Here is a 23,056-nt window from a genome sequence, read left to right as displayed (position 1 = left end):
CTAGCCCCGCGGCACCAGCTGCACCGGCAGCGGAGCCGCGGGGCGCAGCGTGATCCCCGCCTCGAGCGGGATGCCGGGCAGCGCGGTCCTCAGCTCGTACGCGCCCAGCAGCACCGCGAGCACGAGCGAGGCCTCGAGCATCGCGAACTGCGCACCGATGCAGGCCCGGGGCCCGGCGCTGAAGGGCAGCCACGCCTGCTTGCCACCCTGCAGCGGCTGCCCGGACCCGGGCCGGAAGCGGCCCGGGTCGAAGCGGTCCGGGTCCGGCCACAGCTCAGCGCGGCGGTGCAGCGCCCACGGCGAGGTCACGAGGTTCGCGCGGGCCGGCAGCGCGTATCCGTCGACCTCGGTCGCCACGGACGAGAGCCGCGCCACGGAGTGCGCGGCCGGGTACAGGCGCAGCGCCTCGCGCACGACGGCGTCGACCGTCGGCAGCCGCGGGAGATCGGCCGCGGTGGGCGGACCAGGGAGCTCCGCGAGCTCCGCGCGCGCCGCCTCCTGCCACTGCGGCGCGCGGGCGAGCTCGACGAGCGCGCACGCCAGCGTCGAGGCGGTCGTCTCGTGGCCGGCGAGCAGGAAGACGAGCACCTGGTCGACGACCTCCGCGTCGGTCAGCCGCTCCTCGCCCTCGCCGCGCAGCAGCAGGCCGAGCAGGTCCTCACCACCGTCGTCACCCGTGCGCCGCCGCGCCGCGACCAGGTCGTCGACGATCTCGCGCAGGACCTGGTTGTGCCGGTGGAACTCGCGGTTCGCCGGCGTCGGCAGCCACGGCGGGATCGGGCGCGGAGACACGGCGCGGCGCAGCAGCCGGGTGCTCAGCGGCGCAAAGGTCTCCATGATCCGGGGGAGCGCCGCCTCGACGTCGGACCCGAGCAGCACCCGGCCCACGACCCGCGCGGTCAGCCGGGTCATCTCGGCGTGCACGTCGACCGTGCCCCTGCCGGCCCAGCGCCGTGCGACGGCCGACGCCTCCTCCACCATCACGGCGGCGTAGCTCGTCGTCATCCGCCTGCGGGTGAAGACCGGGGCGACGTACCTGCGCTGGCGCAGCCAGTCCTCGTCCTGGCTCGTCAGCAGGCCGTTGCCGAGCGTCAGCCGCACCTCGTCGTAGGAGCGCGTCTCCTTGCGGTAGGCCACCGGGTCGCTCATCACCCGCTCGCAGCCCTCCGGACCGGTGATCGAGTAGAGGGCCATGCGCAGACCCGGCACCCCGACGTCGAACCGGACGACCGGCCCGAGCTCGCGGGACGCGCGCAGGATCGTGCCGAGGTAGTCGCGGCGCAGGTCGAGCGTCGAGCCGATCACCGGCAGGCCGCCGGCGCGTACGGGCGTGCGGGTGGCGGTCATCCACGCCTCCTGGGGAAACGTCTGTGGTCGTGCAGATGACGAGTCGAGCATCGCACGGACCGCGGACGAGCGGGCCCGCTACGGTGACGGGCCATCCAGTCCTCGGGGGGATCATGCCGCTGCTCCGCCGTCCCGCACACCACGTCGTGCTGGCCGTGTCCGCGCTCGCCCTGGCGGCGCCCGCCGCCGTCGTGACGGCACAGGGCAGCGCCGCCGCAGCCGTGCCGACGGTGTCGATCGCCGTCCCGCGGCCGGAGATCGATCTCGCTCCGGGCAACGTCCGGGACGACGAGAGCGACCTCGTGGCGAGCCTGTTCACGGGGCTCGTGCGCTACGACGCCGCCGGTCGGCCCGTGAAGACCGACCTGGCGCAGAGCATCACCACGACTGACGAGCGGACATGGACCATCCGCCTGCGGCCGGGGTGGACCTTCAGCAACGGCGAGCCGGTGACGGCGCAGTCCTTCATCGACGGCTGGAACTACGTCGCGTTCGGACCGCACGAGCAGCAGGACGCGTACGAGTTCGCTGAGATCGTCGGCGCGGACCGCCTGATGAGCGCGCACCCGGCGAGCGCGATGTCCGGGCTGCGGCGTACGGGACCGCTGAGCTTCACGGTCACGCTGACCCGTCCCGACAGCTCGTTCGTCTCGGCCCTCGGCGCCGCCGCGTTCGACCCCATGCCGCAGGTCGCGCTCGCGCACCCGGCGCAGTGGGCGGTGGCCCCGGTCGGCGACGGACCGTTCCAGCTGCAGGGCCACCTGACCGGGACGAGCACCAGCCTGACCGTGGTGCGGAACCCGCACTACCGCGGGAAGGCGAAGCCGACGATCGCCCGCATCGTGTTCACCTTCCCGAGCTCAGGGCGCTTCACGGACCTCTCGGCCGACGTCGTCAGCAGCGGGGTGACCAGTGCCGTCGCCGACATCAGCACGACGTTCGACGCCCGCCACCGCACGACCCGCAGCGGGACCTACGGGTTCCTCGCGTTCCCGGCGTTCGACCCCGCCTACGCCGATGTCCATGTCCGCCGTGCGATCGGGATGGCGATCGACCGGCAGGCGCTCGTGCGCGACATCTTCGGCACCGACCGGGCCCGGCCGGCCGACGACTTCGTCACGGCGGCCGTCCCGGGCTACCGCTCCGGCGGGTGCGGGAGCGCGTGCACCCACGACCCGGCGTCCGCGGCCGCCGAGTGGGCCGCAGCGGCGAGCCGCCCGAGCACGGTCGTGCTGAACTACAACGCCGACGGCGGCCACAAGCCGTGGATCGCTGCCGTGTGCGGACAGGTCACGCAGGCTCTCGGAGTGCCGTGCACCGGGCGGGCGACGCCCGACTTCCCGACGCTGGTGAACGATGCCGACGCCGCCAGGAAGTCGGGCAGCGGCTTCGGCCCACTGCGGCTGGGCTGGTTGATGGACTACCCCTCAGCCCTCGACTTCCTCGAGCCGCTGTACTCCTCGACCGGGCTCTCGAACTACGGCGGGTACTCCGACCCCGGTTTCGATGCGCTCCTCGCCCAGGGTCGTGCCGCCCGGGCTCCTGCTGCACAGCTGCGCGCGTACCGCGCCGCCGACGACGTCCTCGCGACCGACGTGCCGGTCCTGCCGGTCTACGTGCGCCAGGAGGTCACCGTCTGGCACCCGCGCGTCCGGACCGTTCCCGTCGACGTGTTCGGCCGCATCGACACCGTGGGCCTGCGGCTGAGCTGAGCACCGCCCCGTACGCTGCCCCCGTGACCGACCGCGACGAACTCCGCCAGCAGATCCTCGACAAGGCCGTGGTGCACGGCAAGGTCGTCCTCAGCAGCGGCAAGGAGGCCGACTACTACGTCGACCTGCGCCGGGTCACCCTGGACGCGCAGGCCGCGCCCCTGGTCGGTCGCGTGATGCTGGACCTGACGCAGGACCTGGAGTTCGACGCGGTCGGCGGGCTGACGCTCGGCGCCGACCCGGTCGCGACCGCGATGCTCCACGCGGCCGGCCAGCAGGGGCGCACGCTGGACGCCTTCGTCGTGCGCAAGGCCGAGAAGCAGCACGGGCTGCAGCGGCGCATCGAGGGGCCCGACGTCGCCGGCCGGCGCGTGCTCGCGGTGGAGGACACCTCGACGACCGGCGGCTCGGTCCTCACGGCGGTCGAGGCGCTGCGCGAGGCGGGCGCCGAGGTCGTGGGCGTCGCTGTCATCGTCGAGCGCGGCGCGCGCCCGAAGGTGACCGAGGCCGGCCTGCCCTACCTCGCGGCGTACGAGCTGTCCGACCTCGGCCTCTGAGACCTGCCGGTCCCTAGCGCCACGCGGCGCGCTGGTACTGCACCGGCCAGTCCACGCTGTCGCCGAGCTCGAAGGCCGCGCGCAGCGGCCAGTGCGGCTCGCGGAGCAGCGCGCGGGCGAGCAGCACGGCGTCCGCGGAGCCGTCGGCCAGCACCTCCTCGGCCTGCTTCGGGTCGTTGATGAGGCCGACCGCAGCGGTCGGGACGCCGCTGGCCTCGCGGACCGCGCGGGCGAACGGGACCTGGTAGCCCGGGCCGACCTCGATCTTCGCGTCGGGCACCAGACCGCCGCTCGACACGTCGACGAGGTCCACCCCGTGGGCCTTGAGGATGCGCGTGAGCTCGCCGGTCTCCTCGACGGTCCAGCCGCCCTCGACCCAGTCCGTCGCCGAGAAGCGGACGAACAGCGGCTTGTGCTCCGGCCACACCGCGCGCACCGCGTCCACGACCTCGACCGTGAGCCGGGTGCGCCCCGCGAAGTCGCCGCCGTACGCGTCGGTGCGCTGGTTGGTCAGCGGCGAGAGGAACTGGTGCAGCAGGTAGCCGTGCGCCGCGTGCAGCTCGACGACGTCGTAGCCGGCCGCATCAGCGCGCACCGCAGCGTCAGCGAACGCGCGGACGACGTCGCCGATCTCCGGGACCGTCAGCTCGCGCGGGGCGGGCCAGTCGGCGAAGCCCAGCGGGGAGGCTCCCACCGTCTGCCACCCGCCGTCGGCGGGCTCGACGTAGCCATCGCCGTCCCACGGCCGCTTGGTCGACGCCTTGCGCCCGGCGTGCGCGAGCTGGATGCCCGCGGCCGCGCCCTGGCTGTGCACGAAGTCGACGATGGGCGCGTACGCCGCTGCCTGCTCGTCGCTCCAGATGCCCGCGTCCGCCGGCGTGATCCGGCCCTCGGGCGTCACCGCGGTGGCCTCGGCGATGACGAGGCCGGCCCCGCCGCGCGCCAGCGACCCCAGGTGCACGAGGTGCCAGTCGGTCGGGAACCCGTCGACGGAGGTGTACTGGCACATCGGCGCGACCCACGCGCGGTTGCGGAAGGTCGTGCCGCGCAGGGTCAACGGGGAGAACAGACGGCTCATGCGGGCGGCAACCCGAGCCGCCCGGGGCTTCTTCCCGTGCGGGGAGTGACGCGTGCCTCAGCAGCCCTGCTGCAGGAAGGTGCACGACACGACGGACGGTCGCTCCACCGGCGTACCGGCCTGCAGGGAGACGGCGAGCCGGACGAACTGCGCGTGCGACCAGACGAGCGGCGTCGCTGACGTCGTGCCCTCACCGGTCCGCCGACCGCCCGTGCCCGAGGGGGCGCGCCCGTCCCAGACCTGCTCGGCGATGAGGCCACCGTCGTTCGCGGTGTCGGCCATGGTCCGCAGCCGCTGCGCCGCGCGCTTGGGGTCGCCCGCCAGCAGCTCGTACTCGCCGCGCTCGCCGGCGAAGATCGGCCACGCGCGGCCGGACGTCGTGCCCGTCCGCGGCTTCGTGATCGTCCACGGGCCGCCGGTCCGCGTCTCGCCGTAGCCGTCCCCGGTGAAGCGGTGCCACAGCAGGCCGTACGGCGTCGAGACCGCGAGCCGGTCGTCGACGACCTTGACGGTGTTCTGCACGACGGGGTCGCTCGCGCTGACGAGGCCGAGGCGGACCACGTCGAGGAAGCTCGGGTCGACGACCGCGCGCTGGTCGAGCGTGGGGCCACCGTCACCGACGTTGTAGGTCGTGCCGGCGTCGGGCTTGCCGTCCTTGGTGAGCCGCAGGAAGTACGCCTGCGAGGAGTACGGGCCGGTCGTCGTCACGGTCCAGCCCGCGAGCGCGGCCTGCCAGGACTTCGCCGTCGCCATCCAGCGGTCCGCGTCGGCGGTGTCGCCCGCGCGACGGGCGAGGTCCGCCGCGCAGACCAGCCCCGCGACCTCCGCGGCGATCGTCGCGGGCGAGTACCCGGCCTGGTTCTCCCAGCGCTCCTGCGGCGACCAGGGAGCGGCGAGGCCGGTGTCCTTGTCCTTGTAGGACAGCAGGAAGTCCGCCGCCGCCTTGACCTTCGCCATCGTGCGCGCGTCGGTGCGGCCGAGCTGCCAGGCCAGCACGAGCGGGAGCCCGATCTCGTCGAGCTGCAGGCCGCCCCACTCCGGAGTGCCGTCCACGCGGGAGTTCTGCGGGAACGACCCGTCGCTCTTCTGCTGCGTGGACAGCAGGAAGTCCAGTGCCCGACCGGCCGCTGCCTTGTCGCCGGCCGCGAGCAGCGCGGTCGCGATCTGGTAGAGGTCGCGCGACCAGACGAGGTGGTACGCCTCGGACGGCTGCGACAGCCCCTTGATGCCGAGCCCCCACGCCCACGGCGCGGTCGGCGAGGCCACGAACGCGCCGGGGTGCTCCTTGTCCTCGCTGGCCGCGAGCACCATCACCGAGGTGAGGTACTCGTTGCGCAGGCTGCTCGCCGCAGCCGGGACGCCGGACAGGCCCGAGAGGTACGCGTGCCAGCCCCGGTCGTACGCCGTGGCCGCCGCGGCGAAGCCCTGGGCCAGCGAGCGTCCGGCCACCGCGAGGGCGGCACTGCGGGTCGCGCCGAAGCCGAGCGCGAGCGTCGCCGTACGCCGGCTGCGCCCGTCGACGTGCAGCCGGCCGGTGACGGCGACGTCGCCCTTCCCCGCCGTCGCGTACGCCGAGTCGAGCCGTCCGTCGGCGAGGTCGAGCGCTCCGTCGCTGCGGGTCCCGGCGTAGCCGGCGGTGCGCGCGGAGAAGCCGCCGCTCGCCTCGAGCGCGAGCGCCGACGAGGAGTCGTACGCCGTCAGGCTCCCGCCGCCGACGCGCGCGCTGTCGTCGTCCCCATCGTCGCCCAGGGCGGGATCGGCCACCGCGAAGACCGAGTACGTCCGCCGGTCCAGGGAGTCGAGGCGCAGCGAGACGACGACCGAGGCGCGGGCGGCGTCCGTCACGTACTGCGTCGTCAGGCGCCAGTGGCCGGCCGAGGTCGAGACCTGGGTGTAGCGCAGGCTGCGGCTGTCGGCCTGCCGCGTCGTCGTCGGCACGGCGGTGCTGGCGGTGCCGGTGCGCGCGTCGGTCACCACGAAGTGGAGCGAGCGGAGCGCGGGCGTGCCGAGGTCGGGGTAGAAGACCTCGGACAGGCCGCCCTGGCGCAGGGTGAACCACACCGGGCTGTGGGTGCCGGTGCCGATCGCGGTGCCGAAGCCGTGCTTGTCGGCCGGCTCCCACGTCGCGTGGGTGCCGGGGCCGCCGGGCGCGGCTCCGCTCGACGCCGCGACTGCGGGGGCGCTGGGCCCGACGACCGCGGCGCCCAGGGCGAGCGGGACACCGGCGGCGAGAGCGCGGCGCAGGACCGCGTCGCCGGCTGGGCGACTGGATGGACGGCTGGACACGCGCGCCTCCCCGTTGGCAGCGGCTCCGCCCGGGCCGTCGCCGGGCCGGCTGGCGGCCAGGGGCCGGGGCTACGTGCGCGCTACCCGCTCTAGCGCCGTCCAACCGCGTCGCTCGGGCGGCGGGCCGAGCGCGGGGGCTGCTGCGGCATCGCGCCCGAGGTCAGCAGCCGCTCCACGGGCTGCGTCGCCGCGCCCAGGGCGATGGCGTCGCGGCCGAGCTCGGCCAGGACGAGCGAGGTCTGGCTGAACGGCAGCGCCAGCGCGTGCGACGCGACCTGCTCGCGCAGCACCGGCAGGAACGCCTCGCCGAGCAGCCGCCCGACCCACCCGCCGACGACGATGCGCTCCGGGTTGAACAGGTTGACCAGGCTGCCGACGCCCGCGCCGAGGTACTCCGCGGTCTCGGCGCGCACCTGGCGGGCCGCCGCGTCGTCGCTGGCGAGCAGGTCCGCCGTCCGCTCCTCGAGGCTGCCGCTGCCGGAGGTGCCGGTGAGCTCCTCGTAGCGCCGCAGCAGCGCGCCCGCCCCGACGTACGCCTCGAGGCAGCCGGTCGCCCCGCACCGGCACAGCCGACCCCCGGTGACGACGGTCGTGTGCCCCCACTCGCCGGCGCTGCTCCCCGCACCGCGGTACAGCGCGCCACCGAGCACGATGCTCGTCCCGACACCCGTGCCCAGCAGGAGGATGACGGCGTTGTCCGCCCCGCGGCCCGCGCCGAACCACATCTCGGCCTGGCCCAGGGTCTTGGCGCCGTTCTCCACGAGCAGGGGGAGGTCCGTACCGGCTGCGAGCAGGCGCCCCAGGGGGACGGCGTCCCACCCGACGGTGGGCCCGTGCACGACGCCGTCCCCGCCGTGCTCGACGAGGCCGGGTACGCCGACCCCGACCCCGAGCACCCGCTCCTGCGCGACACCGGACTCCGCGAGCACCGCGGCCATGCCGTCGAGGACGACGCGGACGACCTCGTCGACGTCGAGGCGGCGCTCGGAGGGGGTGACCGTGCGCGCCGCCAGGACCCGCATGGAGAGGTCGAACAGCTCCACGCCGATCGAGGTCTCACCGATGTCGACGCCGATGACGTAGCCGTAGCCGGAGGCCACCTGGAGCAGGCCCCGCGGGCGTCCGCCGTCGGAGTCCTCCTGGCCGGCCTCGACGACGACGCCCTGGTCCACGAGCTCGGTGACGACGTTGCTGACCGTGCCGGCGCTGACGCCGGCGGCCACGGCGATCTCCTGCCGGCTCAGCGTGCCCTGGTGGTAGAGCTCCCAGAGGACCCGAGCCCGGTTGCTGCGGCGCAGGTCGCGGACCGTGCTGGACTCCCGCCCCCGCATGCTGCCCGCCCTCGTCGCGCCCCCGCCGTTCCGCCTCATCCAACCACAGCGGAGCGCGCGCGGAGGGCGCCCGTGCGTACGCGCTGGTGGGGGAGGCGGTAGCGTCGCGCGCGGCTCCGGGTGCGCGCCCGGGAGCCTCGGAGGAGGAAGCGGAATGTCCACCTGGGTCACGACCGCCCGCGGCAACCTGGTCAACCTCGACCTGTGCGTCAGCGTCTACCTCGAGCAGGTCGGCGGCGACGCGCCCTGGGGCGTGCGTGCCGAGGTCGTCGCCGGCCCGGCCAACACCGTGCTGGGCCTGGGCCGCTACGCCAGCGAGGACGCCGCCCGCCAGGCGCTCGACGCCATCCGCCGCCGGGCCGCGGGGCTCACCGGCCAGCACCTGGACCTGCGGGACGACCCGACGACCTGGTAGGCGCGCCGCGCCCGACCGGACCGACCGGCCGGGAAGTTGATCAGGTCGCCCGATCGACTTCGCGCCCAGCAGCACGGACTGGGCGCCGGCAGTACGGGATCTCGTGCGTACGGCGCACACCTGGTGCGGTCGGGCCCGTGCGGGCTCCGTCCAGCGCACGGCCTGGCCCCGACGGCGTCCGCGGCCTGGCCCCGACGGCGGTCCACACGCCGCTAGCCGCCCGGCCGCAGTGCCCCAGCGCCCGGCAGCACGAACTGGCTGCCGGCAGCACGAGAACTCGTCCGTACGGCGTGCACCTCGTGCGGTCTGGCGCGCACATGATCAGGCAACCTGATCAACTTCCCGGCGCCACCGCGCCGCGCGCCACCGCTCACCCCGCCGAGCCGACCGACCCGCTCTCCCGCCGCGCCCGGAGCCACTCGAGGCCGATGGGGATCACGCTCAGCAGCACGATCCCGACGAGCGCGAGCTCGATGTTGTCCTTGACCGCGTCCACGCCGCCCAGCGCGTGGCCGAGCAGCACGACGCCGGCGCCCCAGACGATGCCGCCGATGGTCGACGCGGTGAAGTACGCGCGCCGGTCCATCCGGCCCACGCCCGCCATGACGGTGATGAAGGTCCGCACGATCGGCACGAAGCGCGCGAGGAAGATGGCGCGGGTGCCGTACTTCTCGAAGAACTCGTGCGTGCGCGCCACGTGCTTCGGGCGGAACAGCCGCGACTCCGGCTTGTCGAACACCGAGGGACCGAGCCGCCAGCCGATCGCGTACCCGACGGCGTTGCCGAGCACCGCGGCCGCGGCGACCAGGACGCACGCCAGCCACAGCGGCGTGCGGATCGAACCGTCGGCGATGAACAGCCCGGTCATGAACAGCAGCGAGTCGCCCGGCAGGAAGAACCCGACGAGCAGGCCGCACTCGGCGAAGACGATGACGAGCACGGCGACGAGCGCGTACGCCCCGAACGTCGAGACGAGCTCGGTCGGGTGCATCCAGGAGGGGCCGAGGGCGGTCGTGGTGGCGGCAGCTGCTGTCGCGAGGGGCACGCAGCGAGGCTACCGGCGCCGTCTGTGCAGGACCGCACCCGCGCACAGCGAGCCGACCACCGCGACCGCCCCCACGACGAGGGCGGCGGTGCGCAGCCGCGGGTCGCCCGCCGCGGCGTACCCGGCGAGCACGAGCACCCCGCCCCAGCTCGCCGCCCCGACGACGTTGGCGGTCGTGAAGCTGCGCTGCCCCATCCCCGAGACGCCGGCCAGCAGCGGCACGAACGTCCGCATCCACGGCACCCAGCGCGCCGCCACCACCGCCCACCAGCCGAAGCGCTGCGTGAAGGCCTCGGCGCGGGCGAGGTGGCGCGGGTCGAGCCGGCCCGACTGCATGCGCCGCTCGAGCCAGGGTCGCCCGAGCCTGCGCCCGATCGCGTAGCCGAGCGCCTCGCCGGCCACCGCGGTGACCAGCACGAGCGGCAGCAGCACCCCCAGCTCGACGCCGGAGCCCGGGTCCCCGGCGAGCAGGCCGGCCCCGAACAGCACGGTGTCGCCCGGGAGCAGGAAGCCCAGCAGCAGCCCCGACTCGACGAACACGAGTGCGCCGACCAGCGCGTACGCGCCGAGGGTCCCGACCGAGCCCAGGTCGGGCAGCAGGTCCACGGGCTACGCGGCCGGGGCGACGCCGCTGAGCCGCGCGCAGAGCTCGACCAGCCTGTCCTGCAGCCGCTCGTCGCGCGCGGCGGGGTTCGGCTGCTGCTCGCGCCGGCCCTTCAGGTAGCGCCCGCTGGCGACCGCGGCGGGCTCGTCGCTCGTCGCGAGCCAGACCTGGGTGTCCGCGCCCTCCTCGGGGCTGCCCGGGGCGCCGCGCCCGCCCATCGCCGTCCTGATCCAGCCCGGGTCGACCGCGTTGCTCACCGTGCCGGGCGACCGGCGGGCGACCCACAGGGCCAGCAGGACGTCGGCGAGCTTCGAGTCGCAGTACGCCTGCATCCCGTCCCAGCGCCGCCGCTCCCACTGCGGGTCGTCGAGGTCCAGCCGGCCGCTGGCCTGCAGCCCGCTCGAGAGGTAGATCGCGCGCTGCGGTGCCGGCAGCAGGGCGGTGAGGACGTACGGCGCCAGCACGTTGACCTGGAAGATCCGCGACAGCCCGTCGACCGTCGTCTCGCGCTTCCCGTCGCCTCCGACCCCGGCGTTGTGCACGACGACGTCGTACGCGCCGGCGCTCTGCGCGAGCGCGCGCGTCGAGGCCAGCGAGGAGAGGTCGCCCACGACCACGCCGGCCGCGCCGGGCACGGCGTCGAGCGCTGCGCGGCCCCGTGCGTCGTCCCGCCCGTGCACGACGACCTCGTGCCCCAGGCCGACGAGGTCCGCGGCCGTCTGCCGCCCGATGCCCTGCGCCGAGCCGGTGACGAGGATGCGCGCCATGCTCCGACCCTACGGCGCAGCCCGGGAGGCTACCCGCGCAGCCGCGGCAGCGGCGGCACCAGCGCGTACCACTCCTCGGGGGTGGTCGGCGCCTGGCCGGCCCCGACCACCACGTCGACCGTCGCGGCGAGGTCCGCCTGCACGTCGGTCGGGAGGACGGGCAGCGCCCGCGCGCCCGGCACCTCGCCGAGCGGGCCGGTCGCCGGCAGGAGCAGCAGCTCGACGCAGTCCGTCGGCACGTACGCCGCGGCGAAGCCCGCCGCGACGGCCTCGGCCTGGGCGCGGTCGGTCACGGTGACGAGGACCTGCTGGCCCAGCGACCCGGCGACGCCGTGGGGGGCGACCGGGACCCCGCCCTCGCGCACGGGAGTGCGCTGCTCGAGGGCGGAGAGCCGCGCGGCGCGCAGGCGGTCCGCGCGCTCGCTCGAGAGGTCGCGGACGGCGCGGGCGCGCAGCCACGTCCGCAGCTGCTCGGAGCCGGTGCCCTCCGCCTCGCGCAGCGCCGCCACCAGCTCGCTGACGTCCGGCTCGCCCCAGGTGAACGGCCGGTGCAGCGGCTGGACGCCCGAGAGCCGGACGGCCTCCGTGCGCGCGGCGGCCGCGGGTGACGCGGCGCCGAGCAGCTCGGCCGCCACGGCGCCGGCGCCGACGACGGGGACGCCCGCCGCCATGGCCTGGGCCACGCGGGTGCCGCTCGCCGAGGCGCGGGTCGGCAGCAGCACGACGTCGCAGGACCGGAGCAGGCGGGCGAGGCCGGCCTCGTCGGCCGGGGTGCGCAGGACCACGACGCGGGGGCCGCCGCCCGAAGCGGCGCGCGACAGCTCGTCCTGGACGTCCGGGGTGAGCGCGTCGTGCTCCTCCGCGCTGCCGCCGAGCAGGACCAGGGCGACGTCGCTGCGGCCGGGGAAGGCCTCGCGCACCGCGCGGAGCGCGAGGTCGGGACCTGCGGCCAGGCTGGTGCCGCCCGCGGCGAGGACCACGAACGAGCCGAGCCCCCGCACCGTGCGGTCGGAGCGGCCCTCGGGGGTGACGAGCGACGTGTCCACCCCGGCGGGCAGCACGCGGACGCGTGCCCGCGGCAGCCCCGCGTCGGTCCAGCCGGCGGCCGCGCTGGTGCTGGGCGCCCATACCTCGTCGGCCAGCCGCGCCCGCAGCGCCCACGTCGAGGGCACCTCGCCGTACGGCCAGGTGGCCGTCACGACCCAGGGACCGGACTCGGGGGCGCCGAAGGGCGGCGCGGCGAAGGCGGCTCCGGGGTTGCGCAGCGGCTCGAGGTCACACGCGGGCATAGCGGGCTCCGGTGGTCGGGGCGGCCAGGGCGAGGGGCACGGTGAGCGGCGCCGCCGCGGCCGCAACAGGAGCGGGAGCGGCAGGCACGGTCGGCGCGCTCTGCGCAGGCACGGCCCGGAGCGGAGCGGGGGCGGGAGCAGGGGCCTGCGTCCGCAGCGGCGCGAGCGCGCCGCTCGGCTGCACGGCCATCGGCAGCACGACCGCGGGGTCGAGCTGGTAGCCCAGCAGCAGCCGCGTCACCCGCAGCTCGCGGGCCAGCGCCCCGAGCAGCGAGACGTCGCGCACGGCGGCGAGGTCGACGACGCACGCGTCCCACTCGGCGTCGTCGAGCGAGGTCGCGAGGCGGCGGGAGTCGAGCACCAGGCGCCCGGGCAGCTGCAGGCTGCTGCGCGGCTCGGGCTCGGCGCCCACGACGACGAGCTGCTCGCACCACGGGCCGAGGTACGCCGCGAGGATCTCGGGGCTGTTGCTGACCAGGGCGACGCGCGGCCGGCGGCCGGCGCTCGCGCGCAGCTCCTGCACCAGCGTCGGCAGGAGCCACTCGTTCTCGCGGCCGACGATGCTCGGCGGCACCTCGTCGATGACCGCGCGGGCGGTGCTGCGCCACAGCTCGTCGCGCAGGTCCCCGCCGTCCGGCTGGCGCAGCGCCCCCGGCTCGGCGACCGGCTCGGCGGCCAGCTCGGGCAGCTGGCGCAGCAGGGCGTCGAGCGACGCACGGGTGACGCCGAGGTAGTCCGGGGCGGCCGCGTCGGCGCACAGGGCGCGCACCCACGGCAGCTCGCTGGCCTGCAGGTCGCTCGGCCGCCCCTGCGCCGCGTCGCGGGTCGCGTCGACGAGGTGGGCGAACTCCCCCGCCCGCAGCGGCGCCGCAGCACCGACCGCACGGGTGACGCGCAGGGCGAGGTCCTTGAACGACGTGCCCGTGGGAGCGGCACGGCGTACGCGCCCGAGCCGGATCCCCGTGCCCATCGGCGCGCTGGCGGTGACGAACAGGCGGTCCACGAGCTCCTGGAGCGCGGTGCCACCGGCGCCGACGGCGATGACCATCGGGTCCCAGCCGGGGCAGGTCTCCCCGGTGAGGGCCGTGTGGCGGAGCGTTCGCTGGGCCTGCGCCATGCGGTCCTCGCGCTCCCGCTCGCCGCCGGGGGCGACGGTCGCGGGGAGCACGGACTCGACGACCACGACGTCGGGGCGCAGCTGCTCGAGCGAGGTGATGTCGCAGAGCTCGACGTCAGGGGCGTCGAGCAGCTCCGGGCAGCGGGTGACGAGGTCGCAGTCGCTGTCGAGGTACCACGTGCCCGTGCGCCCCTCCCCGGCCAGCACCGCGCGCAGGGGGAGCAGCACGTCGGGGCTGGAGCCCGACCAGGCGATGCTCGCGCCGGCCTCGAAGGCCGCGAACAGGCTGGTGGCGTGCGCGACCAGCAGCTCGACCGGGGCGTCGACCCACTGCTCAGTGCCGTACTCGGCGACCTGGTCGCTCGGCAGGCGGGCACCCTCGACGGAGACCGCGGCGCGGGCGGCGCTCTCGGTCAGGCGGGCGATGCGCCCGGCCCGGCTGCGCAGGCTGAAGTGCTCGAGCTCGACGTCGCCCAGGCCCCAGTGGGGCTGCTGGCCGTGGAGGTCGGCGGTCTGCACCCGGGTGAGGAACTGCTGCCAGCTGTTGTGCACCGCGGCGCCGGCGTGCATGGCGGTCGGCGCGAGGGTGTGGTCGCAGTGGTAGCCGCGGACGGGCAGCGGGAGCAGCCGGGTCTTCTCGCGGCGGTGGAGGTCCAGGCGCAGCTGGAGGTTCCCGTCGACGTGCCAGCCGTTGAGCATGGCCTCGTCGAAGCCGGCGATGGCGAACAGGTCCTCGCGCAGCGCGAGCTGGAAGTCACCCGGCCCGTCCACGACGCAGTCGGGGGAGAGCAGCACGCGGTCGAGCCCCAGCGGCCCCGCGAGCCGGGCGAGCTCGGCGTGGAAGCCCTGCGGGTCGCTGCGCTCCCACTCCGACCACAGCGACTCGGGCAGCTCGAACCGCGGCAGCTGGTAGAAGCCGTCCTCGAGCGTCTCGAGCCGGTCGGCCAGCCGGCCGCCCTCGACGAGGAAGACCATGTCGGTGTTGGTGGAGAGCACCCAGCGGTTGGCCGGGTTCGTGCGGCGGAGCGCGGCATTGCGGCCCTGCGGCTCGAGCGCGACGAGGTGAGTGCGCTCGGCCCAGCGGGCGTGGTGCCGGGGGCGTACGCGGACGACCTGCAGCAGCTCGCGCGTCACCGGGGTGAGCGTGTCGGCGATCGTCTCCGGGAACGTCGGCAGCTCGTCCGGGGTGTTGTAGTCGCAGAAGACGATCTCGTCCCCGCGGGCGGGGTCGAGCATCTCGCCCCACGAGTTCAGCGCCAGTGCGGCGCGCTTCTCCAGCCGGTAGCCGTAGCTGTCGTTCCGGCCGTACACGATCACCGAGAGCACGGGTCTACCCCTCCACGGCCGCGAGCGCGGCCTCAGCTGCGAGGTCTGCGGCGACCTGCTCGCGGACCCAGGCGTACGTCACGGCCATGCCCTCGCGCAGCGAGGTGCCCGGCTCCCAGCCGAGCAGCCGGCGGATCAGGCGGTTGTCGCTGTTGCGGCCCCGCACGCCCTTCGGCGCGCCGAGGTCGTGGCTGCGGCGCAGGCGGACGTACGCCATGTCCTCTAGCAGCGCGACGAGCTGGTTGATCGAGACGAGCTCGTCGGAGCCGAGGTTCAGCGGCTCGACGACGTCGCTCCACATGATGCGCTGGATGCCGTAGACGCAGTCGCTGATGAACATGAATGACCGCGTCTGCTCGCCGTCGCCCCAGATGTCGATGCGCGGGTCGGCGTTGAGCACGGCCTCCGCGACCTTCCGGCTCAGGGCCGCGGGAGCCTTCTCGCGGCCGCCCTTCCAGGTGCCGAGCGGGCCGTAGACGTTGTGGAAGCGCGCGACTCGGGTCTCGAGGCCGTAGTCCTCGCGGAAGTGGCGGCACATCCGCTCGCTGAAGAGCTTCTCCCAGCCGTAGCCGTCCTCCGGCATCGCGGGGTACGCGTCGGCCTCGACCAGCGCGGTGACGTCCGCGTCCTCCTGCTTGTCGGCGTTGTAGACGCAGGCCGAGGAGGAGTAGAAGAACCGCTGCACGCCGGCGTCCTTCGCGGCAACCAGCATGTGCGTGCTGATGAGCACCGAGAGCATGCACTCGGCCTTGTGCGTCTCGATGAAGCCCATGCCGCCCATGTCGGCGGCGAGGTTGTAGACGACGGCCATGCCCTCGGTCGCCCGCCGGCACGCGACGAGGTTGTTGAGGTCGAGCTGGAGGTTCTCGGCGTCGTCGAAGCGCTGCTGCCACTCGTCGAAGGGCTTGATGTCGACGGCGCGCACGGTCTTCACGCCCTGCCGCAGCAGGTCGCGCACGAGCCAGCCGCCGATGAAGCCACCGGCTCCCGTGACGACGACGGGGAGGTCGGGGTCCGTACCCTCGAAGCGGGGACCCGGCAGGCTGCCGAGGAAAGCGGGAGTGGGCATGCGTCTGGCCTCTCTGCTCAGGCGGCCGCGGAGGCGGGCTGGCGCACGGCGCGGGTCGCCGCGGCGCGGCCCAGGCGGACGTACGAGGTGTCCGCAGGAAGCGCTGCGGCGTCGGTGGTTCCCCAGCAGTCGAGGACCGTGTGCGCGCGCAGCCGGGAGAGCGTCGCGTACTCGGGGTGGGCGGTGGCGATGACGACGACGTCGGCGCGGGCGAGGACGTCCGCGAGATCGCTGCTGAGCGTCCCGCCCGGCTCCACGAGCGGTACCGGGCCGTCGAGGGCGAGCGGGTCGTGGCCGAGGACCTCGTGGCCCGCGGACACCAAGGTGCGCAGCAGGTCCAGGCCTGCGCTCTCCTCGGAGAACCACGTGCCGGGCTTGTAGGACAGCCCGAGGACGGCGACGACGTCGCCGGGGGAGGCGAGCATGCCGACGAGCTCGTGGAGCCGCTCGGTCTGCCGCTTGTTCACCACGTCGGTCGCCTTGGCGAGGGTCGCCTCGACGCCCAACTGCGACGCGAGGAGCGCGAAGGCCCTGTTGTCACGGGGAAAGCACGGACCGCCGTAGCCCGTCGCGGCGGAGAGGTACTTGCGCCCGATGCGGCTGTCGCAGCCGATCGCGGCGGTCACCACGTCGGCGTCGGCGCCGGGGAGGCGGTCGCAGATCTCGCCGAGCATGTTGGCGAAGGAGATCTTCGTGGTGACGTAGGTGTTGACGCTGATCTTCACGAGCTCGGCGTTGACGAGGCTCATGCGGCGCAGGGCGGGGTCGTTGCGGACCGAGCTCGTCGCGATCGCGCTGACGAGGTCGCCGGCCCGGGGGTCGGACTCGCCCAGCAGCAGCACGTCCGGGTAGAGCATGTCGTGCACGACGCTGCCGAGCGCGATGAACTCCGGGCTGTAGGTCAGGCCCAGGTCGACGCCCACGGTCCGGCCGGAGGCCTCCTCGAGGGCCGCGCGCAGCTCGCCGTCGCACGACCCCGGCATGACCGTGCTCGTGACGTTGACCGCGTGGTAGCCGGACTTCGTCGCGACGGCGGCGCCGATCCGGCGCAGCGCGTCGAGGAGGTACGCGTTGGTGAAGCCGCCCTCGGGGGCGCTCGGCGTGGGCACGATGACGAAGGTCGCGTCGCTCGCGTGCACGGCCTCGACCGGGTCGAGCGTCGCGCGCAGCCGCACACGGCCGGCGTCCATGAGGTCCTGCAGGCCCGGCTCGCTGACGGGCGCGGTCCCGGCGTTGACGAGGTCGACGACCGACGGGCTGACGTCGACGGCGACGACGTCGTGGCCGCTAGCGGCGAAGACCGCGGCCAGCGGCGCGCCGAGCTTGCCGAGACCGAACACCGACACGCGCATCGCGGTCGCCTCCTCGAGTGGCCGGCCCGTACGCGTCGTACGGACCCTTGACACACCCATTCGGCGCAACGCCGCGGAGGCTTGAGCGTCGGATCACGCGGGTCCGATGCGCCCTTCCTCCTCGTGATCATGCACGTCCTGGCGCCGCGGTGGCAGGCTGCGCGCGTGAGGGACATCGCGGACGAGGCGGAGAGCGGCGGCGACGAGGTGGGTGTCGGCCCGCACCCGCTGCCCTGGCCGGACGACCCGCGGCTCGACCCCGAGTTGCTGGCCCACGGCGACCGCCGCAACGTCGTCGACCGCTACCGGTACTGGACCGTGGACGCGGTCGTCGCGGACCTGGACGCGCGGCGGCACGACTTCCACGTGGCCATCGAGAACTGGAAGCACGACCTCAACATCGGGACGGTCGTGCGCACGGCGAACGCGTTCCTCGCCGCGGAGGTGCACATCGTCGGCAACCGGCGGTGGAACCGGCGCGGGGCGATGGTCACCGACCGCTACCAGCACCTGCGCCACCACGCGACGGTCGAGGACCTCGTGGCGTGGGCGCGCGCGGAGGGGCTGCCGCTGGTGGGGATCGACAACCTGCCGGGGTCGGTGCCGCTCGAGACGGCCGAGCTCCCACGGCGCTGCGTGCTGGTCTTCGGCCAGGAGGGGCCGGGCCTGTCGGCCGCGGTGCACGAGGCGTGCGACCTGGTCTGCTCGATCGCGATGTTCGGCTCGACGAGGTCGGTCAACGCCGGAGTGGCGGCGGGGATCGCCATGCACGCATGGGTGCGCCGGCACGCCCTCGGCCTGAGCTGAGGGCGTGCCGGCGCGGGTGGAGCTGGAGCGGCTCGACTACTTCGCGGCGACCGAGAAGTAGAGGAAGATGTTGCTCGGGATCGGGCCGACGACGGTCTTGTCCTTGGCCTTGATGAGCTTCTGGATGTACGCGAACGACTGGTGCGAGTGGATCGCGTCGTAGGTCTTCGAGCTGGTCACGCCGACGACCTGGACGTCCCACCACTCGGCCTTGCCGTGGTTGGTGTCGGTGATGAAGTGGTCGTGGCCGGGCGTCATGAAGTCCTTGAGCGCGTCGGTGAGCTGCGCGTCGGTGAGCTTCGGGTAGAGCGGCTTGAGGGCCGGCTCGAGGCGGGTGAGGTCGACCGTCATCGGGTGGTCGACGCAGGTGATGCCCGCGGGGCAGTCCTGCATGGGCTTCGGCGTGAAGCCGAGCGGGACCGTGATGTAGAGGACGTCGTGCTGGCGCGACGGGGCGTGGTTCCACGCGGCGCCGACCTCGCAGCCGGTCGTCGACGCGGCCTTGATGCCGGTGTCGCACTTGTAGCCCTTGCTGTAGGTGAAGCTCAGGGCCTTGCCGCCGTAGAACGCCTTGGTCATGCCGTAGGACGCTGCGCCGGAGCCCTTGGCCGACGAGGCCGCGTGGGCGGGAGCCGCACTGGTGGCTGCGAGCGCGAGGGCCGCGGTGGCGCCGAGGGCACCGAGCGTACGAGCTGTGCGCGAAGTCTTCACGGGAGCTCCTTCTGGGCATCTGCCCTGGTCCTGGAGGCGCGGGGGGCGCCTCGTCAGTGATCCCTTCGGAGCCGTCGTTCAAACGGACGGGTGCCGATCACCGACATCTCCACGTCGTGCCTACGATGCCGAGGTGAAGGCGACCCTGATCCACGCTGCCCGCGACATCCGGCTCGAGGAGGTGGCCGACCCCCGGGTCGTGCTGCCGGGCGACGCGCTGGTGCGCGTCGTCGCGTCCTGCATCTGCGGCTCGGACCTCTGGCCGTACCGCGGCATCGCCCCCACGGACGAGCCGCACCGCATCGGCCACGAGTTCGTCGGCGTGGTCGAGGAGGTCGGTGCCGACGTCGCGACCGTCGCCGCCGGGGACTTCGTCATCGCGCCGTTCGCCCGCAGCTGCGGCGTCTGCGCGATGTGCCAGCGCGGTGTCCAGACCTCCTGCCTCAACGGCGGCTGGTGGGGCGAGACCGACCGCGACGGGCAGTTCGTCGACGCCGGCCAGGGCGAGTACGTCCGCGTCCCCCTGGCCGACGGCACCCTGGTCGCGCTGTCCGAGCAGCCCGACCCCGCGCTCGTGCCCGACCTGCTCGCGCTCTCCGACGTCATGGGCACCGGCCACCACGCCGCCGTCGCCGCGCACGTGCAGACCGGGACCAGCGTCGTCGTCGTGGGCGACGGTGCCGTGGGCCTCTGCGCCGTGCTCGCCGCCCGCCGCCTCGGCGCCGACCGCGTCGTCATCATGTCGCGCAACCCGGCGCGCCAGGAGCTCGCCCGGGCCTTCGGCGCCACCGACGTCGTGACCGAGCGCGGCGACGAGGGCGTCGCCGCGGTGCGCGACCTGCTCGGCGGCATCGGCCCGGACGCGGTGCTCGAGTGCGTCGGCACCGAGGGCTCGTGGCAGCAGGCGATCGGCGCCGTCCGCGACGGCGGCCGCATCGGCTACGTCGGCGTGCCCGCCGAGAACCCCTCGCTGCCGGTCCGGCCGCTGTTCAGCCGCAACATCGCGGTCGGCGGCGGGGTCGCGCCGGTGCGGCACTACATCCCCGAGCTGCTGCGTGACGTCCTCGCCGGCCGCCTGCGCCCGGGCCGGGTCTTCGACCTCGAGCTGCCGCTGGACCAGGTCGCCGAGGGGTACGCCGCCATGGACGAGCGCCGTGCGGTGAAGGTGCTGCTGCGCCCGTAGCAGCGCGCGTTCAGCCCAGCTGCGGCACCGGCACGACGTCGCACTCCGGGCACGGGGCCTGGCGCTGGTCGTGCACGCAGTGCGGGCTGCTGTGCTCGGTGTCGCAGTGGTCGCAGGTCCGGACGTACCGCGTCAGCTCGGCCTCGGGCCGGCACGAGCAGCCGGCCAGCCGCACCTGCCGGGCGTAGAGGTCCCGGAGCAGCGCGGCCTCGGCCGCGTGGTGGACGAGCTCGTCGACGACGTGGAGCACGAAGGCGAGCCGCGTCGCCGAGGCGTACGCGCCGGCCGCCGGCCCGACGGGCAGCGCGAGGTCGTCGACCTCGGCGACGAGGTCGCGCCAGCGGGCGAAGGCCGCGCGCAGAGCGGCCCGTACGGACGCCACCGTGACCTGCTCGGGACCGCCCCGGGGCGCGGGCGGCTCGGCTCCGAGCCAGGTCCAGGCCCGCGGCTCGGTGAACAGCCGGGTGAGGTGCTGGAGCCGCCAGGCGATGCCGATGCGGTCGTCGTCGGTCGGGGTCCAGCGCAGCTCGTCGTCCGTCATCCCCTCGAGCCGCTGCTCGAGCCGGTCGTGGGCGTGGTCCAGCAGCGCCACGAGCTCGCCGCGCACGAGGTCCATGACGGCAGTCTGCCGCTCCGGTCACCGCCGGCGCAGCCGTGCCACCTCCGCCTCGAGCTCGGCGACGCGCGCACGGAGTCCCAGCACGTGGCGGACCCCGGGGAGGGTCACCCCCTCGTCGACGAGCGCGCAGACCTGCTGCAGCTGCTCGACCTGGTGCCGGCTGTAGCGCCGCTGGCCGCCGTCGGAGCGCGCCGGGCTGACGACCGCGTGCGTGTCGAGCCGGCGCAGGAAGGCCGGCTGGACGGCGAGCATCCCCGCCACCTGGCCCACGGAGTAGAGCGGCGCTGCGGGGTCGTCGAAGGGCAGGGGGCTCACGGCTCCCTCCTCTCCAGGCTGGAGAGGAGCAAACCTGCGCCTGGTGTTTGAGGTTACCGCCGACTCGGGTAGGAGGCGGCTGCACCAGTCAGCTGCACCACGACAAGGAGGCACGCACCATGCAGCTGTTCGACACCCGTGGGCTCGACCCCTTCCTCGCCGACTTCGACCGGCTCGCCCAGCGGGTCCTCGGCGCGTCGGCGACGCCCCGAGCCGCGGCTCCCGTGAGCGGCATCCCCTTCGACGTCGTCCGCCGGGGCGACGCCCTCGTCCTCGAGTTCGACATGCCGGGCGCCGATTGGTCGGACCTCGACGTCCGCGTCGAGGGCCGCGCCGTGACGGTGAGCGCGAAGCGCCAGCCGGTCGAGCCGGAGGGCAGCGTCGTCTACGCCCGCGGCCGCTTCACCGGCGAGTTCCGCCAGCAGATCACCTTCCCCGACGGGCTCGACCTCGAGGCGCTCGAGGCCAGCTGGGAGCACGGCGTGCTCGCGCTCCGCGTGCCGGTGCTCGCCTCCGCCCAGCCCCGCCGCGTGGAGGTACGCGGAGTCCCGCAGCCCCCGGCGGACCAGCGCTCCATCGCCGGCTGAGCGCCTACGGCTCCACCACGAGGTCAGCCCGGTCCCGCGTGGCAGCGACGAGCGCGGCGTTGCGCTCGTCGCTGCCGAGCACCCACGACCGGGCCTCCTCGGGGTCCTTGCCGAAGGCGACATGGCGGGCGACGAGCCGCTCGACCCGGAGGTCGTCAGGGGGAGCGACGTACCAGACCTCGTCGAGCAGGTCCCGGACCTGCGCCCACGGACCCTCGTCCAGCAGCAGGTAGTTGCCCTCGACGACGACCAGCGGCACGTCGCGCGGCACCCCGATCGCGCCGGCGACGGCGTCCTCGACCTCCCGGCGGAACTCCGGCGCCCACACGCACTCCTCGTCGGCCGCCCGCAGCCGCCGCAGCAGGGCGACCCAGCCGGACGCGTCGAAGGTGTCGGGCGCGCCCTTGCGGCCGCGCCGCCCGAGGCGCACCAGCACGTCGTCGGCGAGGTGGAAGCCGTCCATGGGCACGAGCGCCGCGGCGTCACCGAGCGCGGTGACGAGCTCGCCGGCGAGCGTGGACTTCCCGGCGCCGGGCGGACCGGTGAGCCCGAGCAGCCGGCGGCCCCCGGCGGTGCTGAGCGCACGCGCCCGGGCGAGCAGGTCCTCCTTCACCGCAACCACTCCTCGACCGCTCGCGCGAGTGACGGGTCCGCCAGCCAGGCGCGCGCGCCAGCCACACCGACGCGTACGCCGGCGACCGCCGCCGCGAAGCCGAGCCGCTCCGGCAGTGCGCGCCCCGGCCGCGTGGCGGTGGCCCAGGCGAAGGCGCCGTGGAAGGCGTCGCCCGCGCCGAGCGTGTCGACCACGGGGACGGCGGCGACGGGGACCTCACCTGCAGATCTCCCGTCGTGCCAGCGGACCGGGCCTCCGCCAGCCGTCACGGCCACCGACGAAGCCCCTGCTGCCAGCACGTCCTCGAGGTCGCCCGACGAGCCCGGCACGCGGAACCCGGCGCTGCACACCGCCACGTCGACCAGGGGGAGCAGGTCGGCCAGCACGGGCTTCCAGGACCCCGCGTCGAGCACGACCGGGACGCCGGAAGCCCTGGCAGCACGCGCGACCTCGAGCGCGACCAGCGGGTGGTGCCCGTCGAGGAGCACCACGGAGGCGTCCTCGAGGTCGACGGAGGCGAGCGTGACCGCGCTGGCGGCTGCCCCGACCGAGACGACGGTCCGCGCGCCGTGCTCGTCGACCGCGCACGCCGCGACCGGAGGCGGCTCGGGGGAGCCGGCGGCGAGGTCGACGACCTCCACCCCGTGCGTCCGCAGGTCCTCGTGCGCGACGGCGGCGAGCGCGCTGCTCCCCAGCGCGGTCAGCAGCCGGGCGCGGCCGCCCAGCGCGGCGTACGCGACGGCGGCGTTGGCCGCGGGCCCGCCGGCGGCGAGCTCCTGCGACTCGGCGCGCACCTTCTCGTCCGGGGCGGGGAAGCGTCTCACCACGTGGACGAGGTCGACCGTGGCCAGACCGGCGAGCAGCGCGGTCGGAGGCAGGTCCACGGCACCCATCCTGCCGTGGGAGACTACGACGGAGTACGACGC

The 23,056-nt window shown here is 74.8% G+C and carries 22 protein-coding genes; 6 read left to right on the top strand and 16 right to left on the bottom strand.

Annotation, left to right across the window (positions count from 1 at the left end):
• Entirely contained in the window at nucleotides 1–1,347 is a 1,347-nt protein-coding gene (locus tag EV189_RS00890; protein WP_130491072.1) for a cytochrome P450, read from the bottom strand.
• Nucleotides 1,348–1,460: 113 nt separating this feature from the next.
• Here EV189_RS00890 and EV189_RS00885 point away from each other — a divergent pair, with 113 nt between their 5' ends.
• Both EV189_RS00885 and pyrE read left to right on the top strand, forming a co-directional pair.
• Nucleotides 1,461–3,059: a peptide ABC transporter substrate-binding protein gene (locus EV189_RS00885; RefSeq protein ID WP_165400063.1), complete on the top strand. Its 1,599-nt coding sequence runs from the start codon at nucleotides 1,461–1,463 to the stop codon at nucleotides 3,057–3,059.
• Between the two features lie 23 nt (nucleotides 3,060–3,082).
• A complete protein-coding gene (gene pyrE, locus EV189_RS00880; RefSeq protein WP_130491070.1) occupies nucleotides 3,083–3,616 on the top strand; it encodes an orotate phosphoribosyltransferase in 534 nt (177 codons plus the stop codon).
• A 13-nt stretch (nucleotides 3,617–3,629) separates the two neighbouring features.
• Here the strand turns inward: pyrE and EV189_RS00875 are convergent, their stop codons facing one another.
• From EV189_RS00875 to EV189_RS00865, 3 genes are all read right to left on the bottom strand, one after another.
• The gene (locus EV189_RS00875) at nucleotides 3,630–4,694 is read right to left on the bottom strand and encodes an NADH:flavin oxidoreductase/NADH oxidase (protein WP_130491069.1); all 1,065 of its coding nucleotides are present in this window, start codon (nucleotides 4,692–4,694) and stop codon (nucleotides 3,630–3,632) included.
• 57 nt (nucleotides 4,695–4,751) lie between these two features.
• Nucleotides 4,752–6,902, bottom strand: a complete 2,151-nt coding sequence (locus EV189_RS00870) for a glycoside hydrolase family 15 protein (protein ID WP_130491890.1) — start codon at nucleotides 6,900–6,902, stop codon at nucleotides 4,752–4,754.
• A 167-nt stretch (nucleotides 6,903–7,069) separates the two neighbouring features.
• Complete coding sequence (locus tag EV189_RS00865; RefSeq protein ID WP_130491068.1) at nucleotides 7,070–8,311, bottom strand: ROK family transcriptional regulator; 1,242 nt, start codon at nucleotides 8,309–8,311, stop codon at nucleotides 7,070–7,072.
• Nucleotides 8,312–8,465: 154 nt separating this feature from the next.
• Here EV189_RS00865 and EV189_RS00860 point away from each other — a divergent pair, with 154 nt between their 5' ends.
• Nucleotides 8,466–8,726 (top strand): hypothetical protein, encoded by a 261-nt coding sequence (locus EV189_RS00860; RefSeq protein WP_130491067.1) that lies wholly within the window; start codon nucleotides 8,466–8,468, stop codon nucleotides 8,724–8,726.
• Between the two features lie 370 nt (nucleotides 8,727–9,096).
• On the opposite strand, the gene EV189_RS00855 is transcribed toward EV189_RS00860, so the two are convergent.
• Genes EV189_RS00855 through EV189_RS00825 form a run of 7 tightly spaced genes read right to left on the bottom strand, consistent with a single transcriptional unit; the run spans nucleotide 9,097 to nucleotide 17,295 of the window.
• Nucleotides 9,097–9,771: a DedA family protein gene (locus EV189_RS00855; RefSeq protein WP_130491066.1), complete on the bottom strand. Its 675-nt coding sequence runs from the start codon at nucleotides 9,769–9,771 to the stop codon at nucleotides 9,097–9,099.
• A 9-nt stretch (nucleotides 9,772–9,780) separates the two neighbouring features.
• Entirely contained in the window at nucleotides 9,781–10,377 is a 597-nt protein-coding gene (locus tag EV189_RS00850) for a DedA family protein (RefSeq protein WP_130491065.1), read from the bottom strand.
• A 3-nt stretch (nucleotides 10,378–10,380) separates the two neighbouring features.
• Nucleotides 10,381–11,142: an SDR family NAD(P)-dependent oxidoreductase gene (locus tag EV189_RS00845; protein WP_130491064.1), complete on the bottom strand. Its 762-nt coding sequence runs from the start codon at nucleotides 11,140–11,142 to the stop codon at nucleotides 10,381–10,383.
• Nucleotides 11,143–11,171: 29 nt separating this feature from the next.
• The gene (locus EV189_RS00840) at nucleotides 11,172–12,431 is read right to left on the bottom strand and encodes a glycosyltransferase (protein WP_130491063.1); all 1,260 of its coding nucleotides are present in this window, start codon (nucleotides 12,429–12,431) and stop codon (nucleotides 11,172–11,174) included.
• On the bottom strand, nucleotides 12,418–14,874 hold the full coding sequence (locus EV189_RS00835; RefSeq protein WP_130491062.1) for a hypothetical protein: 2,457 nt from the start codon (nucleotides 14,872–14,874) through the stop codon (nucleotides 12,418–12,420). Before EV189_RS00835 ends, EV189_RS00840 begins: the two co-directional genes overlap by 14 nt.
• Nucleotides 14,875–14,878: 4 nt before the next feature.
• Nucleotides 14,879–15,943, bottom strand: coding sequence for an NAD-dependent epimerase/dehydratase family protein (locus EV189_RS00830; protein ID WP_130491061.1), 1,065 nt, complete (start codon nucleotides 15,941–15,943; stop codon nucleotides 14,879–14,881).
• A gap of 17 nt (nucleotides 15,944–15,960) precedes the next feature.
• The gene (locus EV189_RS00825) at nucleotides 15,961–17,295 is read right to left on the bottom strand and encodes a nucleotide sugar dehydrogenase (protein WP_165400062.1); all 1,335 of its coding nucleotides are present in this window, start codon (nucleotides 17,293–17,295) and stop codon (nucleotides 15,961–15,963) included.
• Nucleotides 17,296–17,460: 165 nt separating this feature from the next.
• On the opposite strand from EV189_RS00825, the gene EV189_RS00820 reads away from it, so the two are divergent.
• Complete coding sequence (locus tag EV189_RS00820) at nucleotides 17,461–18,102, top strand: TrmH family RNA methyltransferase (RefSeq protein ID WP_231115952.1); 642 nt, start codon at nucleotides 17,461–17,463, stop codon at nucleotides 18,100–18,102.
• A 36-nt stretch (nucleotides 18,103–18,138) separates the two neighbouring features.
• Here the strand turns inward: EV189_RS00820 and EV189_RS00815 are convergent, their stop codons facing one another.
• Nucleotides 18,139–18,813, bottom strand: a complete 675-nt coding sequence (locus EV189_RS00815; RefSeq protein ID WP_130491059.1) for a hypothetical protein — start codon at nucleotides 18,811–18,813, stop codon at nucleotides 18,139–18,141.
• A 133-nt stretch (nucleotides 18,814–18,946) separates the two neighbouring features.
• On the opposite strand from EV189_RS00815, the gene EV189_RS00810 reads away from it, so the two are divergent.
• Complete coding sequence (locus EV189_RS00810; RefSeq protein ID WP_130491058.1) at nucleotides 18,947–19,996, top strand: zinc-dependent alcohol dehydrogenase family protein; 1,050 nt, start codon at nucleotides 18,947–18,949, stop codon at nucleotides 19,994–19,996.
• A 10-nt stretch (nucleotides 19,997–20,006) separates the two neighbouring features.
• On the opposite strand, the gene EV189_RS00805 is transcribed toward EV189_RS00810, so the two are convergent.
• Nucleotides 20,007–20,612, bottom strand: a complete 606-nt coding sequence (locus EV189_RS00805; protein ID WP_130491057.1) for a DinB family protein — start codon at nucleotides 20,610–20,612, stop codon at nucleotides 20,007–20,009.
• 21 nt (nucleotides 20,613–20,633) lie between these two features.
• Nucleotides 20,634–20,930 (bottom strand): MerR family transcriptional regulator, encoded by a 297-nt coding sequence (locus EV189_RS00800; protein ID WP_231115951.1) that lies wholly within the window; start codon nucleotides 20,928–20,930, stop codon nucleotides 20,634–20,636.
• A gap of 119 nt (nucleotides 20,931–21,049) precedes the next feature.
• Between EV189_RS00800 and EV189_RS00795 the strand changes: the two genes are divergently transcribed.
• Nucleotides 21,050–21,517 carry an Hsp20/alpha crystallin family protein gene (locus tag EV189_RS00795; protein WP_130491056.1) on the top strand — a complete coding sequence of 156 codons (468 nt, stop codon included), beginning with the start codon at nucleotides 21,050–21,052 and terminating at the stop codon, nucleotides 21,515–21,517.
• Between the two features lie 4 nt (nucleotides 21,518–21,521).
• Here the strand turns inward: EV189_RS00795 and EV189_RS00790 are convergent, their stop codons facing one another.
• Both EV189_RS00790 and EV189_RS00785 read right to left on the bottom strand, forming a co-directional pair.
• On the bottom strand, nucleotides 21,522–22,130 hold the full coding sequence (locus EV189_RS00790) for a nucleoside/nucleotide kinase family protein (protein ID WP_231115950.1): 609 nt from the start codon (nucleotides 22,128–22,130) through the stop codon (nucleotides 21,522–21,524).
• On the bottom strand, nucleotides 22,127–23,014 hold the full coding sequence (locus EV189_RS00785) for a PfkB family carbohydrate kinase (RefSeq protein ID WP_231115949.1): 888 nt from the start codon (nucleotides 23,012–23,014) through the stop codon (nucleotides 22,127–22,129). The genes EV189_RS00790 and EV189_RS00785 overlap by 4 nt, the downstream gene beginning before the upstream one ends.
• Nucleotides 23,015–23,056 lie beyond the last annotated feature (42 nt).

This window comes from Motilibacter rhizosphaerae (assembly GCF_004216915.1).
Taxonomy (GTDB): domain Bacteria; phylum Actinomycetota; class Actinomycetes; order Motilibacterales; family Motilibacteraceae; genus Motilibacter; species Motilibacter rhizosphaerae.
The sequence above is the reverse complement of the archived record's forward strand: the minus strand, read 5'-3'. Positions and strand labels throughout refer to the sequence as shown.

Excerpts from the sequence above, each read along its gene's own strand:
- EV189_RS00890 (WP_130491072.1), bottom strand. The coding sequence starts at position 1,347 with ATGACCGCCACCCGCACGCCCGTACGCGCCGGCGGCCTGCCGGTGATC.
- EV189_RS00885 (WP_165400063.1), top strand. The coding sequence starts at position 1,461 with ATGCCGCTGCTCCGCCGTCCCGCACACCACGTCGTGCTGGCCGTGTCC.
- EV189_RS00875 (WP_130491069.1), bottom strand. The coding sequence starts at position 4,694 with ATGAGCCGTCTGTTCTCCCCGTTGACCCTGCGCGGCACGACCTTCCGC.
- EV189_RS00865 (WP_130491068.1), bottom strand. The coding sequence starts at position 8,311 with ATGCGGGGGCGGGAGTCCAGCACGGTCCGCGACCTGCGCCGCAGCAAC.
- EV189_RS00860 (WP_130491067.1), top strand. The coding sequence starts at position 8,466 with ATGTCCACCTGGGTCACGACCGCCCGCGGCAACCTGGTCAACCTCGAC.
- EV189_RS00845 (WP_130491064.1), bottom strand. The coding sequence starts at position 11,142 with ATGGCGCGCATCCTCGTCACCGGCTCGGCGCAGGGCATCGGGCGGCAG.
- EV189_RS00840 (WP_130491063.1), bottom strand. The coding sequence starts at position 12,431 with ATGCCCGCGTGTGACCTCGAGCCGCTGCGCAACCCCGGAGCCGCCTTC.
- EV189_RS00830 (WP_130491061.1), bottom strand. The coding sequence starts at position 15,943 with ATGCCCACTCCCGCTTTCCTCGGCAGCCTGCCGGGTCCCCGCTTCGAG.
- EV189_RS00825 (WP_165400062.1), bottom strand. The coding sequence starts at position 17,295 with ATGCGCGTGTCGGTGTTCGGTCTCGGCAAGCTCGGCGCGCCGCTGGCC.
- EV189_RS00805 (WP_130491057.1), bottom strand. The coding sequence starts at position 20,612 with ATGGACCTCGTGCGCGGCGAGCTCGTGGCGCTGCTGGACCACGCCCAC.
- EV189_RS00795 (WP_130491056.1), top strand. The coding sequence starts at position 21,050 with ATGCAGCTGTTCGACACCCGTGGGCTCGACCCCTTCCTCGCCGACTTC.